The sequence below is a fragment of the Flavobacterium piscis genome, assembly GCF_031457575.1.
In the GTDB taxonomy this organism is placed as follows: domain Bacteria; phylum Bacteroidota; class Bacteroidia; order Flavobacteriales; family Flavobacteriaceae; genus Flavobacterium; species Flavobacterium piscis_A.
In genome coordinates this window covers 357,111-373,975 of sequence record NZ_JAVDWQ010000002.1, presented here as the reverse complement: position 1 = coordinate 373,975, position 16,865 = coordinate 357,111, and the positions used below count along the sequence as shown (strand labels likewise).

Annotated in this window: 27 protein-coding genes; 26 read left to right on the top strand and 1 reads right to left on the bottom strand. The window is 32.1% G+C overall.

Annotated elements, in window-relative coordinates; genetic code table 11:
• Positions 1–11 precede the first annotated feature (11 nt).
• The 22 genes from rplP to carA all read left to right on the top strand — a co-directional run bounded on the left by rplP (position 12) and on the right by carA (position 11,122).
• Positions 12–437 carry a 50S ribosomal protein L16 gene (gene rplP / locus J2W48_RS04780; RefSeq protein WP_007803637.1) on the top strand — a complete coding sequence of 142 codons (426 nt, stop codon included), beginning with the start codon at positions 12–14 and terminating at the stop codon, positions 435–437.
• A 13-nt stretch (positions 438–450) separates the two neighbouring features.
• A complete protein-coding gene (gene rpmC, locus J2W48_RS04775; RefSeq protein ID WP_031456038.1) occupies positions 451–642 on the top strand; it encodes a 50S ribosomal protein L29 in 192 nt (63 codons plus the stop codon).
• A 17-nt stretch (positions 643–659) separates the two neighbouring features.
• Positions 660–920: a 30S ribosomal protein S17 gene (gene rpsQ / locus J2W48_RS04770; protein WP_007803646.1), complete on the top strand. Its 261-nt coding sequence runs from the start codon at positions 660–662 to the stop codon at positions 918–920.
• Between the two features lie 2 nt (positions 921–922).
• Positions 923–1,291 (top strand): 50S ribosomal protein L14, encoded by a 369-nt coding sequence (gene rplN, locus J2W48_RS04765; RefSeq protein ID WP_007803649.1) that lies wholly within the window; start codon positions 923–925, stop codon positions 1,289–1,291.
• Between the two features lie 11 nt (positions 1,292–1,302).
• Positions 1,303–1,617, top strand: a complete 315-nt coding sequence (gene rplX, locus J2W48_RS04760) for a 50S ribosomal protein L24 (protein WP_007803650.1) — start codon at positions 1,303–1,305, stop codon at positions 1,615–1,617.
• A gap of 2 nt (positions 1,618–1,619) precedes the next feature.
• Positions 1,620–2,171 (top strand): 50S ribosomal protein L5, encoded by a 552-nt coding sequence (gene rplE, locus J2W48_RS04755; protein WP_007803652.1) that lies wholly within the window; start codon positions 1,620–1,622, stop codon positions 2,169–2,171.
• Between the two features lie 3 nt (positions 2,172–2,174).
• The gene (gene rpsN, locus J2W48_RS04750; protein WP_007803655.1) at positions 2,175–2,444 is read left to right on the top strand and encodes a 30S ribosomal protein S14; all 270 of its coding nucleotides are present in this window, start codon (positions 2,175–2,177) and stop codon (positions 2,442–2,444) included.
• A gap of 104 nt (positions 2,445–2,548) precedes the next feature.
• Entirely contained in the window at positions 2,549–2,947 is a 399-nt protein-coding gene (gene rpsH / locus J2W48_RS04745) for a 30S ribosomal protein S8 (protein ID WP_160374439.1), read from the top strand.
• Positions 2,948–2,965: 18 nt separating this feature from the next.
• Positions 2,966–3,508, top strand: a complete 543-nt coding sequence (rplF, locus tag J2W48_RS04740) for a 50S ribosomal protein L6 (protein WP_310278814.1) — start codon at positions 2,966–2,968, stop codon at positions 3,506–3,508.
• 11 nt (positions 3,509–3,519) lie between these two features.
• Positions 3,520–3,870: a 50S ribosomal protein L18 gene (gene rplR / locus J2W48_RS04735; RefSeq protein WP_072960630.1), complete on the top strand. Its 351-nt coding sequence runs from the start codon at positions 3,520–3,522 to the stop codon at positions 3,868–3,870.
• A gap of 3 nt (positions 3,871–3,873) precedes the next feature.
• On the top strand, positions 3,874–4,398 hold the full coding sequence (rpsE, locus tag J2W48_RS04730; RefSeq protein WP_085950271.1) for a 30S ribosomal protein S5: 525 nt from the start codon (positions 3,874–3,876) through the stop codon (positions 4,396–4,398).
• Between the two features lie 12 nt (positions 4,399–4,410).
• The gene (rpmD, locus tag J2W48_RS04725; protein ID WP_017495010.1) at positions 4,411–4,593 is read left to right on the top strand and encodes a 50S ribosomal protein L30; all 183 of its coding nucleotides are present in this window, start codon (positions 4,411–4,413) and stop codon (positions 4,591–4,593) included.
• Between the two features lie 11 nt (positions 4,594–4,604).
• Positions 4,605–5,057, top strand: a complete 453-nt coding sequence (gene rplO, locus J2W48_RS04720) for a 50S ribosomal protein L15 (RefSeq protein ID WP_007803667.1) — start codon at positions 4,605–4,607, stop codon at positions 5,055–5,057.
• 12 nt (positions 5,058–5,069) lie between these two features.
• A complete protein-coding gene (secY, locus tag J2W48_RS04715; RefSeq protein ID WP_310278811.1) occupies positions 5,070–6,416 on the top strand; it encodes a preprotein translocase subunit SecY in 1,347 nt (448 codons plus the stop codon).
• A 4-nt stretch (positions 6,417–6,420) separates the two neighbouring features.
• Entirely contained in the window at positions 6,421–6,636 is a 216-nt protein-coding gene (gene infA, locus J2W48_RS04710; protein ID WP_007136545.1) for a translation initiation factor IF-1, read from the top strand.
• Between the two features lie 12 nt (positions 6,637–6,648).
• Positions 6,649–6,765, top strand: coding sequence for a type B 50S ribosomal protein L36 (gene ykgO / locus J2W48_RS04705; RefSeq protein ID WP_072945378.1), 117 nt, complete (start codon positions 6,649–6,651; stop codon positions 6,763–6,765).
• 2 nt (positions 6,766–6,767) lie between these two features.
• The gene (rpsM, locus tag J2W48_RS04700; protein ID WP_031456033.1) at positions 6,768–7,142 is read left to right on the top strand and encodes a 30S ribosomal protein S13; all 375 of its coding nucleotides are present in this window, start codon (positions 6,768–6,770) and stop codon (positions 7,140–7,142) included.
• Positions 7,143–7,150: 8 nt separating this feature from the next.
• Positions 7,151–7,534: a 30S ribosomal protein S11 gene (gene rpsK / locus J2W48_RS04695; RefSeq protein ID WP_007803677.1), complete on the top strand. Its 384-nt coding sequence runs from the start codon at positions 7,151–7,153 to the stop codon at positions 7,532–7,534.
• A 91-nt stretch (positions 7,535–7,625) separates the two neighbouring features.
• Positions 7,626–8,231, top strand: a complete 606-nt coding sequence (rpsD, locus tag J2W48_RS04690) for a 30S ribosomal protein S4 (protein ID WP_310278805.1) — start codon at positions 7,626–7,628, stop codon at positions 8,229–8,231.
• Positions 8,232–8,252: 21 nt separating this feature from the next.
• A complete protein-coding gene (locus tag J2W48_RS04685) occupies positions 8,253–9,245 on the top strand; it encodes a DNA-directed RNA polymerase subunit alpha (RefSeq protein WP_008464329.1) in 993 nt (330 codons plus the stop codon).
• A 36-nt stretch (positions 9,246–9,281) separates the two neighbouring features.
• Positions 9,282–9,773: a 50S ribosomal protein L17 gene (gene rplQ, locus J2W48_RS04680; RefSeq protein WP_031456031.1), complete on the top strand. Its 492-nt coding sequence runs from the start codon at positions 9,282–9,284 to the stop codon at positions 9,771–9,773.
• 248 nt (positions 9,774–10,021) lie between these two features.
• The gene (carA, locus tag J2W48_RS04675) at positions 10,022–11,122 is read left to right on the top strand and encodes a glutamine-hydrolyzing carbamoyl-phosphate synthase small subunit (RefSeq protein WP_310278802.1); all 1,101 of its coding nucleotides are present in this window, start codon (positions 10,022–10,024) and stop codon (positions 11,120–11,122) included.
• A 70-nt stretch (positions 11,123–11,192) separates the two neighbouring features.
• Here the strand turns inward: carA and J2W48_RS04670 are convergent, their stop codons facing one another.
• Entirely contained in the window at positions 11,193–11,573 is a 381-nt protein-coding gene (locus J2W48_RS04670; protein WP_310278799.1) for a helix-turn-helix domain-containing protein, read from the bottom strand.
• Positions 11,574–11,778: 205 nt separating this feature from the next.
• Between J2W48_RS04670 and J2W48_RS23055 the strand changes: the two genes are divergently transcribed.
• From J2W48_RS23055 to J2W48_RS04655, 4 genes are all read left to right on the top strand, one after another.
• Positions 11,779–11,928 carry a hypothetical protein gene (locus J2W48_RS23055; RefSeq protein WP_409025162.1) on the top strand — a complete coding sequence of 50 codons (150 nt, stop codon included), beginning with the start codon at positions 11,779–11,781 and terminating at the stop codon, positions 11,926–11,928.
• A 341-nt stretch (positions 11,929–12,269) separates the two neighbouring features.
• Complete coding sequence (locus tag J2W48_RS04665; RefSeq protein WP_310278796.1) at positions 12,270–12,938, top strand: ATP-binding cassette domain-containing protein; 669 nt, start codon at positions 12,270–12,272, stop codon at positions 12,936–12,938.
• Positions 12,939–13,038: 100 nt separating this feature from the next.
• On the top strand, positions 13,039–14,559 hold the full coding sequence (locus J2W48_RS04660; protein WP_310278793.1) for a thioredoxin domain-containing protein: 1,521 nt from the start codon (positions 13,039–13,041) through the stop codon (positions 14,557–14,559).
• 103 nt (positions 14,560–14,662) lie between these two features.
• On the top strand, positions 14,663–16,855 hold the full coding sequence (locus J2W48_RS04655; RefSeq protein ID WP_310278790.1) for a peptidase domain-containing ABC transporter: 2,193 nt from the start codon (positions 14,663–14,665) through the stop codon (positions 16,853–16,855).
• Positions 16,856–16,865: the final 10 nt, after the last annotated feature.

Sequence of the window (16,865 nt, the reverse complement as noted above, 5' to 3'; positions counted from 1 at the left end):
ACTAAAGAAAAATGTTACAGCCTAAAAGAACAAAATACCGTAAGGTACAAAAGGGTAAAATGAAAGGTAACTCTCAAAGAGGGCATGAACTTTCTAATGGAATGTTTGGTATTAAATCTGTACATGAAGATGGAATGTTCTTAACTTCTCGTCAAATCGAAGCTGCGCGTATTGCTGCTACTCGTTTCATGAAGAGAGAAGGACAATTATGGATCAAAATATTTCCAGACAAACCAATTACTAAGAAACCTCTTGAGGTACGTATGGGTAAAGGTAAAGGTGCCGTTGAATATTGGGCTGCCGTTGTTAAACCCGGAAGAATTATGTTTGAGGTTGGAGGAGTTCCTTTATCAGTTGCAAAAGAGGCTTTACGTCTTGCGGCTCAAAAGCTTCCAGTAAAAACTAAATTCGTTGTTGCTAGAGATTTCGAAGCATAATTAAATTTATATTATGAAACAATCAGAAATAAAAGATCTTTCTGCAGCGGAGTTGCAAGAAAAACTTAGTCAAACTAAGAAAGTATATGCTGACCTAAAAATGGCTCACGCTATTTCTCCAATTGAGAACCCGCTTCAAATCAGAAGTGTAAGAAGAACAGTTGCGAGATTGGCTACAGAGTTAACTAAAAGAGAGTTACAATAATTGTATTCTGCTGAAAGATGGAAGAAAAAAGAAATTTAAGAAAAGAAAGAATTGGTGTTGTTACTTCAAATAAAATGGATAAATCTATTGTTATTGCTGAAGTAAGAAAAGTAAAACACCCATTATACGGTAAGTTCGTGTTGAAAACTAAGAAATATGTTGCACACGACGAAACAAACGACTGTAACATTGGAGATACTGTAAGAATTAGCGAAACGCGTCCTTTAAGTAAAACAAAATGTTGGAGATTAGTTGAAATCTTAGAAAGAGCTAAATAATTATGGTACAACAGGAATCAAGACTAAAAGTAGCAGATAACACGGGAGCAAAAGAAGTTTTAACTATCCGTGTTTTAGGAGGTACCAAAAGAAGGTATGCCTCTGTTGGTGACAAGATTGTAGTATCTATTAAAGATGCAACTCCTAACGGTAACGTTAAAAAAGGAGCTGTTTCAACTGCAGTTGTTGTACGTACCAAAAAAGAAGTGAGAAGAGCTGATGGTTCTTATATCCGTTTCGATGATAATGCATGTGTTCTTTTGAACGCTGCAGGAGAAATGAGAGGAACTCGTGTTTTTGGTCCGGTAGCAAGAGAACTTCGTGAAAAACAATTCATGAAAATTGTATCATTAGCACCAGAAGTGCTTTAATTCGTTTTAAGATGATAAAGCTAAAAATAAAATCAGGAGATATCGTAAGAGTTATTGCTGGAGACCATAAAGGTGCTGAAGGTAAAGTTTTACGTGTTTACCGTGAGAAAAATAAAGCGATAGTTGAAGGTGTAAACATGGTTTCGAAACATACAAAACCAAGTGCTAAAAACCCTCAAGGTGGTATCGTTAAAAAAGAAGCTTCTATACAAATATCAAACATTTCACTAATTGATCCTAAAACTAAGGAAACAACTAGAGTTGGTATTAGAGTAGAAGGAGATAAGAAAGTAAGATTTTCAAAAAAATCTAATCAAGTACTATAGTAATGGCATATACACCTAGACTAAAAGAAGAATATAAGAGTAGGGTAATCTCTGCTCTTAAAGAGGAATTCGGATATACAAACGTAATGCAAGTTCCAAAACTTGAAAAAATCGTTTTGAGCCGTGGAGTTGGTGCAGCTGTATCTGATAAAAAACTTATTGACTATGCAGTTGATGAGTTGACAAAGATCACTGGACAAAAAGCAGTATCTACAATTTCAAAGAAAGACGTCGCGTCTTTCAAATTGAGAAAAGGGATGCCTATTGGAGCAAAAGTTACTTTACGTGGAGAAAGAATGTATGAGTTTTTAGATAGACTTGTTACTTCTGCTTTGCCACGAGTTAGAGATTTTAGTGGTATCAAAGCTACTGGTTTCGACGGAAGAGGTAACTATAATCTTGGAGTTTTGGAGCAAATCATTTTCCCTGAAATTGATATTGACAAAGTAAACAAAATTTCTGGAATGGATATTACATTTGTTACTACTGCAAAAACAGACAAGGAAGCAAAGTCATTATTGGCTGAATTAGGATTACCTTTTAAAAAGAATTAAGACATGGCTAAAGAATCAATGAAAGCCCGTGAGGTTAAGAGAGAAAAAACGGTAGCAAAGTATGCTGAGAAAAGAAAAGCTTTGAAAGAGGCTGGAGATTTTGAAGGATTACAAAAATTACCTAAAAATGCTTCACCAGTTCGTTTGCACAATCGTTGTAAATTAACAGGTAGACCAAGAGGATATATTCGTCAATTCGGTATTTCGCGTGTAACTTTCCGTGAAATGGCTAATAATGGATTAATTCCTGGTGTGAAAAAAGCATCTTGGTAATCTCATAATAAGTTTGTACTTTTGCAGACCAAAAAATAATTTTAATTGATTAAAGGTTCGGGAGACGAGTGTCTCCCGAAAACCATAATCGCAATCAAATACATATGTATACAGATCCTATTGCAGATTATTTGACTAGAGTTCGTAACGCTGTGGCTGCAAACCACAAAGTTGTTGAAATTCCGGCTTCTAATCTAAAAAAAGAAATAACTAAGATCTTATTTGATCAAGGTTATATCTTGAGTTACAAATTTGAGGACAACTCTGTTCAGGGTTCAATCAAAATTGCTTTGAAGTATGACAAAGATACTAAAGAGCCGGTAATTAAAGATATCCAAAGAATTAGTAAACCTGGTTTGCGTAAATATGCAGGTGCTGATAAATTACCTAGAATCCTTAACGGATTAGGAATTGCTATTGTTTCTACATCTAAAGGTTTGATGACTGGAAAACAAGCTAAGCAATTACATGTAGGTGGTGAAGTAATTTGTTACGTATACTAATTTTAAAGACTAAATAAGATGTCAAGAATAGGTAAAAACCCAATTGTAATCCCTGCTGGCGTAACTGTAGAAGTTAAAGACGGTATTATTATAGTAAAAGGAAAAAAAGGTCAACTTACTCAGGAGTTTTCGGACGTAACTGTAACAGTTGAAGGCGATCAGGCTTTAGTTGAAAGATCGTCTGATCATAAAGACCAAAGAGCAAAACACGGATTATACAGATCACTAATCAATAACATGATTATTGGAGTAAATGAAGGTTTTACAAAGGAACTTGAATTAGTTGGAGTTGGTTATAGAGCTTCAAACCAAGGTCAAAAGCTAGATTTAGCTCTTGGATATTCTCACAATATTGTTTTAGAAGTTGCTGCTGAAGTAGTTGTTGAAACAATATCTGAAAAAGGTAAAAACCCTATCGTAAAATTAACATCATTTGACAAACAACTTTTAGGTCAGGTTGCTGCGAAAATCAGAGGTTTCCGTAAGCCTGAGCCATATAAAGGAAAAGGTGTTAAATTTGTGGGTGAAGTATTAAGAAGAAAAGCAGGTAAATCAGCTTAAAAAATAAGATTATGTCATTAACAAAATCTGATAGAAGACAGAGAATTAGATTCAGAATTAGAAAATCGATTAGTGGTACTGCTACTAACCCTAGACTATCTGTATTTAGAAGTAACAAGGAAATTTATGCGCAACTTATTGATGACGTAAATGGAGTTACTTTATTAGCTGCATCTTCAAGAGAAAAAGAAATAGGAAAAGGTACTAACGTTGAAGTAGCTGCTGCAGTTGGAAAACTAGTTGCTGAAAAAGCGTTAAAAGCCGGGATTGATACCATCACTTTTGACAGAGGTGGATATTTGTATCACGGTCGTATTAAATCATTAGCAGAAGGCGCAAGAGCGGCTGGACTTAAATTCTAATATATTATGTCTAAATACAAAAATGTAGAATTGGTAAAACCAAGTGGTCTTGAACTTAAAGATCGTCTGGTAAGTGTTAATCGTGTTACTAAAGTTACAAAAGGTGGTAGAGCTTTCGGTTTTTCTGCTATTGTAGTTGTAGGTGATGAAAACGGAGTAGTTGGTCACGGATTAGGAAAATCTAAAGATGTTTCTGAAGCAATTGCGAAAGCAGTAGAAGATGCTAAGAAAAATTTAGTAAAAATTCCTTTGAACGGACAATCTGTTCCTCACGAACAAAAAGGTAAATTTGGTGGTGCACGTGTGTTTTTAATTCCTGCTTCTCATGGTACAGGGGTTATTGCTGGTGGAGCTGTTCGTTCAGTTCTTGAATCAGTAGGTATTCACGATGTATTATCTAAATCTCAAGGATCATCAAATCCTCATAACGTAGTAAAAGCGACTTTTGATGCTTTATTACAAATGAGAAGCGCTTACACTGTTGCAAAACAAAGAGGTGTTTCTTTAGAAAAAGTTTTTAAAGGTTAATTCAAGGAAATTATGGCTAAATTATTAGTAAAACAAGTACGAAGCAAAATCAACTGTCCTCTTTCTCAAAAGAGAGGTTTGGAAGCTTTGGGTCTACGTAAAATGGGACAAGTTGTAGAGCATGATTCAAACCCTGCTATCCTTGGGATGATAAACAAAGTTAAACACTTAGTTTCTGTCGAAGAAGCTAAATAACAAATACTGTTATGAATTTAAGTAACTTACAACCAGCTGAAGGGTCAACACACAATCAAAATAAAAGATTAGGTAGAGGAGAAGGTTCTGGAAAAGGTGGTACTTCTGCAAGAGGTCACAAAGGAGCAAAATCTCGTTCTGGTTATTCTAAAAAGATTGGTTTTGAAGGAGGGCAAATGCCGCTTCAAAGACGTGTGCCTAAGTTTGGTTTCACAAACATCAATCGTAAAGAATACGAAGGTGTTAATTTAGACACGCTTCAATTATTAGTAGACAATGGTGTGATTACTGATTCTGTTTCAATGACAGATTACGTAGCAAACCGTCTAGCTACCAAAAACGAAATCGTTAAGATTTTAGGAAGAGGAGAATTGAAAGCAAAATTAAAAGTAACTGCTCACAAATTTACTGCTACTGCAAAAGCTGCTATTGAAGCTGCTGGTGGAGAGGCTGTAACAATATAATTTTTCTATTGTATGAAGAAATTTATTGAATCAATAAGTAATGTTTGGAAAATCGAAGAACTGAAAAATAGAATCCTAATGACATTAGGTTTGCTTTTGGTATATCGTTTTGGAGCACACGTTACGCTTCCTGGAATTGACGCAACGCAATTGACTGGTTTAGCGGGACAAACAGAAAATGGTTTAGGATCAATCCTGGACATGTTCACCGGAGGTGCTTTTTCTAAAGCTTCAGTTTTTGCTTTGGGTATTATGCCTTATATTTCTGCGTCGATTGTTGTTCAGTTGATGGGAATTGCGATTCCTTATTTGCAAAAACTTCAAAGCGATGGAGAAAGCGGTAGAAAAAAGATTAATCAAATTACACGTTGGTTAACTATTGCTATTACATTGGTTCAAGGTCCAACTTATATCTATAATTTATACAGAACATTACCTGGTAATGCATTTTTGCTAGGGTTTAACTCTCCGGAGTTCTTGTTTTCTTCTGTTATTATCTTAGTTACAGGTACTATTTTCGCTATGTGGCTTGGAGAAAAAATTACGGATAAAGGAATTGGAAACGGAATTTCATTATTAATTATGGTTGGAATCTTGGCTCGCTTACCGCAAGCTTTTATACAAGAATTTAAATCTGTAGTTACTAATAATGCTGGTGGTTTAATGTTAATGGCCATCGAGATTATTGTTTGGTTATTGGTTATTGTTGCTTGTGTATTACTTACTATGGCAGTACGTCGAATTCCAGTACAATACGCTCGTCGTACAACTACAGGTGATTATGAGCAAGATTTAGCAGGAGGAAATAGACAATGGATTCCACTTAAGCTTAATGCTTCCGGGGTTATGCCTATCATTTTTGCTCAGGCAATTATGTTTATACCTGCAGCGGTAGCTGGATTGTCTAAGTCAGACACATCACAATCTATTGTCGGAACATTTAGTGATATGTTCGGATTTTGGTATAATTTTGTTTTTGCAACTTTAATTATTGTATTTACATTTTTCTATACTGCAATCACGGTACCTACTAATAAAATGGCTGATGATTTGAAAAGAAGTGGTGGTTTTATTCCAGGGGTAAGACCTGGAGCTGAAACTTCAGATTTCCTTGATAAAGTGATGTCTTTAATAACTTTCCCAGGATCTTTATTCCTTGCTTTGATTGCTGTGTTCCCAGCTATTGTTGTAAGTATTATGGATGTACAACAATCTTGGGCAATGTTTTTTGGAGGTACCTCTTTAATAATTATGGTTGGAGTTGCAATAGATACTATTCAGCAAATCAATTCATATTTGTTAAATAAACATTATGATGGTTTAATGAAGACTGGTAAAAATAGAAAAGCAGTAGCTTAATTTTATGGCAAAACAATCAGCAATAGAACAAGACGGATCTATCATTGAAGCATTATCAAATGCGATGTTCCGTGTAGAGTTAGAAAATGGACATATTGTAATTGCTCATATTTCTGGAAAAATGCGTATGCATTACATCAAATTATTACCTGGTGATAAAGTGAAACTGGAAATGAGCCCTTATGACTTGTCAAAAGCAAGAATTACTTATCGATATTAAAGGATATTCACTATGAAAGTTAGAGCATCAGTAAAAAAGAGAAGTCCCGAGTGCATCATTGTGCGTAGAAAAGGGAGATTGTACGTAATAAACAAAAAGAATCCTAGATTTAAACAAAGACAAGGATAATTATGGCAAGAATAGCAGGGGTAGATATCCCAAAAAATAAGAGAGGTGTTATAGCACTTACCTATATCTTCGGATTAGGAAGAAGTAGAGCAATTGAGATTTTAGAGAAAGCTCAAGTTAGCCAAGACAAAAAAGTTCAAGATTGGAATGATGACGAGATCGGAGCAATTCGTGATGCTGTTGGATTTTATAAAATTGAAGGAGAATTGCGTTCTGAAGTTTCTTTGAACATTAAACGTTTAATGGATATTGGATGTTACAGAGGTATCCGTCATAGATCTGGTCTTCCGTTAAGAGGACAAAGAACTAAAAACAACTCTAGAACAAGAAAAGGTAAAAGAAAAACTGTTGCTAACAAGAAAAAAGCAACTAAATAATAAGTAATATGGCTAAAGCAACTGCAAAAAAACGTAAAGTTATCGTTGAATCAACGGGTGAAGCTCATATTTCTGCCACTTTCAACAACATCATTATTTCTTTAACTAATAAGAAAGGTGAAGTTATTTCTTGGTCTTCAGCTGGAAAAATGGGTTTCAGAGGTTCTAAAAAGAACACTCCTTACGCAGCCCAAATGGCAGCAGAAGATTGTAGTAAAGTAGCTCTTGAGGCAGGACTTAAAAAAGTTAAGGTTTATGTAAAAGGGCCAGGAAACGGACGTGAGTCTGCTATCCGTTCTATACATAACGGTGGAATTGAAGTTACAGAGATTATCGATGTTACTCCAATGCCTCACAACGGTTGTCGTCCTCCAAAGAGACGTAGAGTTTAATAATATATTTAAGTATAACAAGGTAGAATAAACGATTATCGAAGGATATGACCTGAATTCATAATCTCTACTTTAAATTTAATTTTTAGAAATGGCAAGATATACTGGTCCTAAAACTAGAATTGCTCGTAAATTTGGCGAAGCAATCTTCGGAGATGACAAATCTTTCGAAAAAAGAAATTACCCACCTGGACAACACGGGATGGCAAAAAAAAGAGGTAAAAAATCTGAGTACGCTGTTCAGTTAATGGAAAAGCAAAAAGCTAAATATTCTTATGGAATTTTAGAAAAACAATTCAGAGGGTTATTCAAAAAAGCATCAGCTACTAAAGGTGTTACTGGTGAGGTTCTTTTACAATTATGTGAAGCAAGATTAGATAACGTTGTTTTTAGAATGGGTATTGCTCCTTCTAGAAGAGGTGCCAGACAATTAGTTTCTCACAGACACGTTACTGTTAATGGTGAAGTTGTAAATATTCCTTCTTACCACCTTAAGCCTGGTGATAAAGTGGCTGTTCGTGAAAAATCTAAATCTTTAGAAGCTATCGAACGTTCTTTATCAAATTCAAGTCATGTTTATGAATGGATTACCTGGAATCAAGATCTTAAAGAAGGAACTTTCGTTTCTGTACCTGCAAGATTACAAATTCCAGAAAACATTAAAGAACAATTAATCGTAGAGTTGTACAACAAATAATAATTGACTTAGTCGAAATTTATGGCAATATTTAATTTTCAAAAGCCCGATAAAGTTATCATGATCGATTCAACCGATTTTGAAGGTAAATTCGAATTTAGACCTTTAGAACCTGGTTATGGATTGACAGTTGGTAATGCACTTAGAAGAGTTTTGCTTTCAGCATTAGAAGGTTATGCAATTACATCTGTTCGTATCGAAGGTGTAGATCATGAGTTTTCTACTATTTCAGGTGTTGTTGAAGATGTTACCGAAATTATCCTTAATCTAAAACAAGTGCGTTTCAAACGTCAAATTGAAGATATAGATAATGAATCAGTTACTATTTCTGTTTCTGGTAAAGATCAATTAACAGCAGGTGATTTTCAAAAATTTATCTCAGGTTTTCAAGTTCTGAACCCAGACCTTGTTATCTGTAATTTAGATTCTAAAATCAAATTGAACTTCGATTTAACAATCGAAAAAGGTAGAGGATACGTTCCTGCTGAGGAGAACAAAAAACAGAATGCTGCAATTGGAACCATTTTTACAGACTCTATTTTTACTCCGGTAAAAAACGTAAAATATGCAATTGAAAACTTCCGTGTGGAGCAAAAAACAGATTATGAGAAATTAGTTTTCGAAATTAAAACTGATGGTTCTATTAATCCAAAAGATGCTCTTACTGAAGCTGCAAAAGTTTTAATTCACCACTTCATGTTGTTTTCTGACGAAAGAATTACACTCGAGGCTGACGAAATTGCACAAACAGAATCGTATGATGAAGAGTCATTGCATATGAGACAATTGCTTAAAACTAAGCTTGTTGATATGGATTTATCTGTGAGAGCATTAAATTGCTTGAAAGCGGCTGAAGTTGATACACTTGGTGATTTAGTATCGTTCAATAAAAATGACCTAATGAAATTCCGTAATTTTGGTAAAAAATCTTTAACGGAGCTAGATGAACTTGTAGCTGTTAAAAATTTAACTTTCGGAATGGACTTAGCTAAATACAAATTAGATAAAGAATAATTCAATCCCGCTTGCGGGATTAAATTTAAAATAGCAATGAGACACGGAAAAAAATTCAATCACTTAAGCAGACAGACTGGACATAGAAAAGCTATGTTAGCTAATATGGCTTGTTCTCTTATTGAGCACAAACGTATTAACACTACTGTTGCTAAGGCTAAAGCGCTTAAACAATTCGTTGAGCCTTTAATCACAAAATCAAAAGAAGATACGACTCACAATCGTCGTATAGTTTTTGCTTACTTACGTAGTAAATATGCGGTAACTGACTTGTTCAGAGACGTAGCTGCTAAAGTTGGAGACCGTCCAGGTGGATACACTCGTATCATTAAAGTTGGAAATCGTTTGGGAGATAATGCTGATATGGCAATGATCGAACTTGTAGATTTTAATGAGCTTTATAATGGAGGTAAAAAAGAAGTTAAAAAAGCAAAAAGCCGTCGTGGTGGTAAAGCTAAAAAAGCTGAGGAGACTACTCCGGAAGCTCCTGCTGCTGAATCAGAAACGACTACTGAAGCTTCTGAATAATTATGAAAGTAATGATTCTATAGAAATCAAGGATAAGCTAATTTTTAGTTTATCCTTTTTTTTTGAAATTTTTTGAGTAAAATTATAATTTAACTTATTTATGCACTTAGGTTTTATTTTTATGAATGAATTTTTTAAAAAATCTTGGAAGCACTCTTTTAAAGAAGTAAATTTGCAAAATATCTAATTACAAATGGAATGAGCCTGGCGAGTTTCATATGACAATTAAAAACAATACAAATTAAATAATGAAATACACTACACGACAAAGCGCCATTTTATTACTAAGTGATGGAACAATTTTTCACGGAAAATCTATCGGAATTAGCGGTAAAACTTTTGGTGAAGTTTGTTTTAATACTGGAATGACAGGATATCAGGAGATTTTTACTGATCCTTCTTATTTTGGTCAAATTATGGTGGCTACCAATGCACATATTGGAAATTATGGTGTTAATGATTTGGAAATTGAATCAGATAGCATCAAAATTGCTGGTTTAGTTTGTAAAAACTTCAGTTTTAATTATTCTAGAGAAGATGCGTCCGGAAGTTTAGAAGATTATTTTACTAAGCAGAATTTAATCTGTATTTCTGATGTTGATACTCGCGCCCTAGTAAGCTACATCCGTGATAACGGAGCTATGAATGCAGTAATTTGTACAGACGGAACTCCTGTAGAAGATTTGAAAAAAGAATTGGCTAATGTGCCAAATATGGAAGGTTTAGAGTTGGCATCAAAAGTTTCAACTACTGAGCCTTATTTTTTTGGTGATGAAAATGCAGCATATAAAATTTCAGCTTTAGATTTAGGTATCAAAAAGAACATCCTAAGAAATCTTGCAAAGAGAGATTGTTATATTAAGGTTTTTCCATATAATTCTACATACGAAGATTTAGCCGTATTTAATCCTGATGGCTATTTCTTATCGAATGGGCCTGGTGACCCGGATCCACTTTATGGTGCTATTGAAGTTGCAAAAAGAATTATTGCAGACGACAAACCTTTATTTGGAATTTGTTTGGGGCATCAAATAATTGCTTTAGCAAATGGCGTTAAAACCTATAAAATGTTTGGTGGTCATAGAGGGATTAATCATCCTGTGAAAAATCTAATAACCGGAAAAGGTGAAATTACTTCACAAAATCATGGTTTTGCTGTAAAAAGAGAAGCTTTAAATGGGCATCCGGAATTAGAGCTTACACACATACATTTAAATGATGATACGGTTGCAGGAATGCGGATGAAAAATAAAAATTGTTTTTCAGTACAATACCACCCGGAAGCAAGTCCTGGGCCACATGATTCATCCTATTTATTTGATCAGTTCATAGAGAATCTTTCGAAATAAATTTTTTAAAATCCGATTGAAATAACAAGTTTCAATCGGATTTTTAACTTTTACAAGATTTGATTTTTTTCTATTTTTTGTTTGAAAGTTTTATAATTAAATCATTTTGTGCCTGAATCAACTCCGTAATCGTTTTTTGATTAATAACGATGGTATCTACAAGTTCTTGTGAAGTTGAATAATTTATTGTAGAGTTGTTTGGATAAATTACATATTGATTTCCTTTGAATTGTGCATTACCAAAATTTACATTATCTACGTTTTCAAGCAGTTTATAAACATCTGTTTCGTAATAATCACAGATTTTCAGGAGATTGTCTATGCTGGGTTTGGCTTTATCTGCCTCCCATTTGCCGATAGCAGTTTTAGAAATTTGTAACTCATACGCTAATTTTTCTAGAGATAAATTTCGCGAAGTTCTAAAATTAGATAACCTAGTGCCTAATGTCATTTTTAATAGTTTTTGCTAATGTAAAAAATAAACATTAGTTGTCATAATTAAAACTTTAGTTTTTATATATTGTAAATGTTTTCTGTAAATTTGTTTTTGTATAAATTCTTAAAATTTTCTTAATTGATGAGTCGACGGATTATTTAATTAATTTTTAAGTTTTATATCGTGGATATTTATAAAAAATTAAATTAAAATTAAAATTATGAAAAAATTAACTTTAAAAAAGTTTAAGACTCTCAAGAGAAGTGAAATGAAGGAAATCAATGGAGGTAGTTATCATCCTGATCATATTTGTAATGTCTGTTATCGTCGTATGTGGCATTGGTGGTGCGATTTATCTTATAGTTGTTAATGCTTTATGTTAGTTGACCAAGCCTTCTTTTTTGAAGGTTTGGTTTATATGTTATGATTAAAATAATTTATGAATAAAATTTATCTTTTTCTTCTCTTCTATAAAAGTACTTTACCAGTAAGTTTAAGTTTGTCATTTTTGTCATTTCTTTTCATTCCAGATGTCTCATTTTTTTGTTTTATTTTTTGCACAATTAGTTTTGTAACAGCAATACTCTATAAAGAAGCATATAAAAACAATGAATTTTATTATTATCATAATAATAATTTTTCAAAATTTCAATTGTATGGATATGTCTTTTCATTTAATGTTATTTTATCAATAATAATTAAACTATTGTTATGGCTCATATATTAGAAGTTGATAGTGTTATAAAAAAGTATAATAGTAAATCAATATTATTAGATGTATATCTTAAGTGTGAAACAGGTGATATATTAGCAATATTTGGAAAAAATGGAGCAGGTAAGTCAACATTGTTGAAAATTATTTATGGGACTGAGGATGCGGAAAATAAGATGATTAAAATTGATAATAAGATTTTAATGAAGCCTTATAAAAAGGTAAATATAATTTCATATTTGCCGCAAGATAGCTTTATACCGAAAGAGCTATTTGTTTCTGATGCAATAAAATTTTTCCTAGGTTCCCCAAATATTGATAAAATCAGTAGTAATGATGAGATTATTGATTCCATTAAAAATACTAGAATTCGCAATCTATCTGGCGGTGAGTTAAGATATTTGGAAATAAAATTAATTTTATATTTAGATACGATTATTTCATTATTAGATGAGCCTTTCTTAGGATTATCTCCTTTATTAATAGAAAAAATAAAAAAAATAATCAAAGAATGTTCAAAGAATAAAGTAATAATTATTACAGATCATGATTATCAAAATGTATTGGATATTGCTACAAAAATTTATTTAGTTAAAGATACAAGGGCAATTCATCTTAAAGAAAAAACTGAACTTGTTGAACATGGATATTTGACTTTATTACAATGATATGTTATAAACAGTATTAGTTTCAAAAATAATCGAACTTACGAACTCAAAACATATGAATGAATTTGATTGTCTTTTTCAATATTTGAAAAAGGAAGGCGTGTTTATTGAAAAATCTAAATTTATTTTTCAATTCAAATCACACCCAGAATATCCGTCACTATTGGCAATAACAGATGTTTTAGCGCAATTTAATGTAAAGAACGACGCAATTAATGTGTGTTTTTCAGAAATACTATTGCTGCCCAATTATTTTATAACAGCTTTGAAACAAGAAAACGGTGTGCCAAAATTTTGTTTCATAGAAAAAAAAGATAATGAATACATTTGTTTTGCGGATAATAATGAATTTTCTATACTTTCTCAATCGTCTTTAGAAGATAGATGGACTAATGTTGTGCTTTTAGTAGAAAAATCAGAATTTGATTATGTTGTTAAAAATAGCATTAAAAATTATAATTGGATTTTGCTTGGATTTGTTTTGATCTTATTTTTAGGTATTCTATATCGTTTCAGTTCATTTTTGAAAATCAATTTATTTTTTGTATTTCCTTTTGTTGGTGTTTTGCTTTCAATTGCGGCACTTAAGAATTTGTTTGGGGATACTGGCAAATTAATTAATAATTTTTGTAGTGTAACATTATCTTCTAATTGCTCTAGTGTTTCAGAGTCAAATAAATGGGAAGTTTTTAAAATTATAAATTTCAGTGATTTAAGTATTGTGCTTTTCTGTTCGCAGTTAGTAAGTTTATTTTTGTCTATTTTAACAAATAATATTTATAGTTTTTTAATCGTACAAATAATATTGCTTTTAATTTCGATACCTGTTATGTTGGCGTCTTTATATTTTCAAAAATTTGTAGAGAAAAAGTGGTGTCCTATTTGCTTGATTATCATTTCTATAATTATTATGGAAATGATATTTATTTATTTCGCAATTGATTTTAATCATAAATTTTCATTTGACGCATTCTTATTATCAGCTTTCACATTTGTTTTAGTGTTTTCGATTTGGAACCAACTAAAAAAAATATTGACAAAACAAAAACAACTAAAAGAAAAATTGTTTAAATCTATTCGTTTTGAGCGTAATTATGGAAATTTCAAGAATAATTTGATAGCCAATCCATCTTTCAGATTGCCTAAAACATCAATAATTTTGGGTAATCCTGAAAGTAAAATTATAATTAGCATCGTTTTCAATCTGTTTTGTACTCATTGTAAAGAAGCACACGAGTTATTGGAATCTATCTTAGAAAAACATGATGACGATTTACAAATTCAAGTAATACTAAAAACAAATATTGAAGAGGAAAGCAGTGATAATAAAAATGTCCTTAGAAGTTTAATAACTATTTATGACAAAAAGGGAGAAACGGATTTTGTAAATGCATTAAAAAGTTGGTTTGAAATTAGAGAGGCAAAAGAATGGCTTAGTTTATTTTCTGTAAATACAACTTCAGAGTTTGATGTAATCTTCGATACTCAATATAAGTGGTGTCAAGAAAATAATTTCGATTTTACTCCTGCCATTTTTATCAATGGATATGAATATCCGCAAACATATGATCGAGATTTGTTGTCTTATTTTGTAAATGATCTCATAGAAGATGATTTTTAAGTATTAGTAATAATAGTGTGAAAATATTTTTTTTCCCAAGTTGCTAACACATAGTGATTTTACATAATCGATTAAATTGATGGCAAATAATTAAAAAACTAAAATGTTAAATTTTCCAAATTATAAACAACTTGATATTAAGGATTGCGGACCAACTTGTTTAAAAATAATTGCAAAGCATTATGATAAAACCATCGACATACAAATTTTACGAAATTTTAGCGAAGCTACCCGTGAGGGAAGCAGCTTATTAGCCTTAAGTGACGCTGCTGAAAAAATAGGATTTAGATCCTTAGGTGTAAAGCTCAATTTGGAGAATTTAGTTGAGGCGTCTTTACCATGTATGTTGCATTGGAATAAAAATCATTATGTCGTTTTATATTTAATAAAAAAAGATGTTTATTATATTTCAGATCCATCTATAGGGTTGTTAAGTTACCACAAAACGGAGTTTCTTAAATTTTGGATGGGCAATAATGTCGATGAGACTACCCAAGATGGAATTGCTTTGTTATTAGAACCAACACCGAAGTTTTATGATTATGAGTTTGGTGTTGAAAATAAAAAAGCCTTTGGTTTTTCGTTGTTATTCAAATATCTTTTTCCATATAAATCATTTGTGATTCAGTTAGCGATTGGTTTGTTGGCTGGAAGTTTGTTGCAAGTAATTTTTCCTTTTCTTACTCAAAGTATTGTGGATGTAGGGATTCAGAACCAGAATATTCATTTTATTTATTTGGTGCTTTTTGCACAACTTTTTTTGTTTTTTGGTAAGACAGCTTTGGAGCTAATACGAAGCTGGATTTTATTACATCTCTCTACTCGAATAAATATTTCGTTGATTTCAGACTTTTTTATTAAACTAATGAATTTGCCTATTTCATTCTTTGATGTTAGAATGACTGGAGATATTATGCAGCGTATTAACGACCATCATAGAATTGAAAGAATTTTAACTACATCCTCAATAAGTGTTTTATTTTCACTTATTAATATGATTATAATGGGTGGTGTTTTGGCTTATTATAATTTGAAAATATTTTTTGTTTTTTTTGTTGGAAGTATTCTTTATTTTTTTTGGGTTACACTTTTTTTAAAGAAAAGAAAAGAATTAGATTATAAACGTTTTGCAGAAGTAAGTCAAGAACAGAGTAAAGTCATTGAACTTATTAATGGAATGCAGGAAATAAAACTTCATAATGCTGAAAAGCAGAAACGTTGGGGTTGGGAATACATTCAAGCAAGACTTTTTAAGGTTTCTATGAAGGGTTTGGTATTAGAACAAACCCAAACTATAGGTTCTAATTTTATCAACGAATTAAAAAATATTGTAATTGTTTTTCTGTCGGCAAAACTGGTTATCGATGGGCAGATTACTCTAGGGATGATGCTTGCTGTCAGTAGTATTGTGGGTAGTTTAAACGGGCCTGTTTTACAATTGATTGGTTTTATTAGAGAGGCACAAGATGCCAAAATATCTTTGGAAAGATTGTCTGAAATACACGAAAAAGAAGATGAAACTCGACAAGAAGAGGTACAAACACATGAAATCTCTGTTGATAGTGATATTGTAATAAATAATTTGAGTTTTAGATATATTGGATCTGATACGCCTGTTTTAGAAAACTTAAATTTGACAATTCCAGCCAACAAAATAACGGCTATTGTAGGGACAAGTGGAAGCGGTAAAACTACTTTGATGAAATTGCTGTTAAAATTTTATGAACCAACTACTGGCGAAATATTACTAGATAAAATACTACTAAAAACAATTACTCAAAAAGCGTGGAGAAGCCATGTAGGAACGGTAATGCAAGAAGGTTATATTTTTAATGATTCTATTGCTAATAATATTGCTATTGGTCAAGATATTATCAACAAAGAGAGATTGGTTTATGCTGCTGATGTGGCAAATATTAAAGATTTTATTCAAGATTATCCTTTAGGATACAATACTAAAATAGGAATGGAAGGTATAGGTATGAGTACAGGACAAAAACAACGTCTATTAATTGCTAGAGCGGTTTATAAAAATCCAGAAATGCTGTTTTTTGACGAAGCAACTTCTGCTCTTGACGCTAATAACGAAAAAGAGATAATGCAGAAACTGGATGTTTTTTTTAGAAACAAAACTGTTGTTGTCATTGCACACCGATTAAGTACTGTTATGAATGCTGATCAAATTGTAGTTTTAGAACAAGGAAAGATTGTTGAAATTGGAAATCATAATGAATTAGTGAAACTTAAAGGGAAATATTATGAATTGGTACGAAATCAATTGCAATTAGGTAATTAAGATTTTAGTA

What these genes read in the sequence shown, in the direction of transcription:
- rpsN (WP_007803655.1), top strand. Translation starts at nt 2,175, where the DNA reads ATGGCTAAAGAATCAATGAAAGCCCGTGAGGTTAAGAGAGAAAAAACG.
- carA (WP_310278802.1), top strand. Translation starts at nt 10,022, where the DNA reads ATGAAATACACTACACGACAAAGCGCCATTTTATTACTAAGTGATGGA.
- rplN (WP_007803649.1), top strand. Translation starts at nt 923, where the DNA reads ATGGTACAACAGGAATCAAGACTAAAAGTAGCAGATAACACGGGAGCA.
- J2W48_RS04665 (WP_310278796.1), top strand. Translation starts at nt 12,270, where the DNA reads ATGGCTCATATATTAGAAGTTGATAGTGTTATAAAAAAGTATAATAGT.
- rplP (WP_007803637.1), top strand. Translation starts at nt 12, where the DNA reads ATGTTACAGCCTAAAAGAACAAAATACCGTAAGGTACAAAAGGGTAAA.
- rpsM (WP_031456033.1), top strand. Translation starts at nt 6,768, where the DNA reads ATGGCAAGAATAGCAGGGGTAGATATCCCAAAAAATAAGAGAGGTGTT.
- rplR (WP_072960630.1), top strand. Translation starts at nt 3,520, where the DNA reads ATGTCATTAACAAAATCTGATAGAAGACAGAGAATTAGATTCAGAATT.
- J2W48_RS23055 (WP_409025162.1), top strand. Translation starts at nt 11,779, where the DNA reads ATGAAAAAATTAACTTTAAAAAAGTTTAAGACTCTCAAGAGAAGTGAA.
- rpmC (WP_031456038.1), top strand. Translation starts at nt 451, where the DNA reads ATGAAACAATCAGAAATAAAAGATCTTTCTGCAGCGGAGTTGCAAGAA.
- rplE (WP_007803652.1), top strand. Translation starts at nt 1,620, where the DNA reads ATGGCATATACACCTAGACTAAAAGAAGAATATAAGAGTAGGGTAATC.
- rplX (WP_007803650.1), top strand. Translation starts at nt 1,303, where the DNA reads ATGATAAAGCTAAAAATAAAATCAGGAGATATCGTAAGAGTTATTGCT.
- ykgO (WP_072945378.1), top strand. Translation starts at nt 6,649, where the DNA reads ATGAAAGTTAGAGCATCAGTAAAAAAGAGAAGTCCCGAGTGCATCATT.
- secY (WP_310278811.1), top strand. Translation starts at nt 5,070, where the DNA reads ATGAAGAAATTTATTGAATCAATAAGTAATGTTTGGAAAATCGAAGAA.
- rpmD (WP_017495010.1), top strand. Translation starts at nt 4,411, where the DNA reads ATGGCTAAATTATTAGTAAAACAAGTACGAAGCAAAATCAACTGTCCT.
- rpsK (WP_007803677.1), top strand. Translation starts at nt 7,151, where the DNA reads ATGGCTAAAGCAACTGCAAAAAAACGTAAAGTTATCGTTGAATCAACG.
- rpsH (WP_160374439.1), top strand. Translation starts at nt 2,549, where the DNA reads ATGTATACAGATCCTATTGCAGATTATTTGACTAGAGTTCGTAACGCT.
- rpsD (WP_310278805.1), top strand. Translation starts at nt 7,626, where the DNA reads ATGGCAAGATATACTGGTCCTAAAACTAGAATTGCTCGTAAATTTGGC.
- rplO (WP_007803667.1), top strand. Translation starts at nt 4,605, where the DNA reads ATGAATTTAAGTAACTTACAACCAGCTGAAGGGTCAACACACAATCAA.
- infA (WP_007136545.1), top strand. Translation starts at nt 6,421, where the DNA reads ATGGCAAAACAATCAGCAATAGAACAAGACGGATCTATCATTGAAGCA.
- rplQ (WP_031456031.1), top strand. Translation starts at nt 9,282, where the DNA reads ATGAGACACGGAAAAAAATTCAATCACTTAAGCAGACAGACTGGACAT.
- rplF (WP_310278814.1), top strand. Translation starts at nt 2,966, where the DNA reads ATGTCAAGAATAGGTAAAAACCCAATTGTAATCCCTGCTGGCGTAACT.
- J2W48_RS04685 (WP_008464329.1), top strand. Translation starts at nt 8,253, where the DNA reads ATGGCAATATTTAATTTTCAAAAGCCCGATAAAGTTATCATGATCGAT.
- rpsQ (WP_007803646.1), top strand. Translation starts at nt 660, where the DNA reads ATGGAAGAAAAAAGAAATTTAAGAAAAGAAAGAATTGGTGTTGTTACT.
- J2W48_RS04670 (WP_310278799.1), bottom strand. Translation starts at nt 11,573, where the DNA reads ATGACATTAGGCACTAGGTTATCTAATTTTAGAACTTCGCGAAATTTA.
- J2W48_RS04655 (WP_310278790.1), top strand. Translation starts at nt 14,663, where the DNA reads ATGTTAAATTTTCCAAATTATAAACAACTTGATATTAAGGATTGCGGA.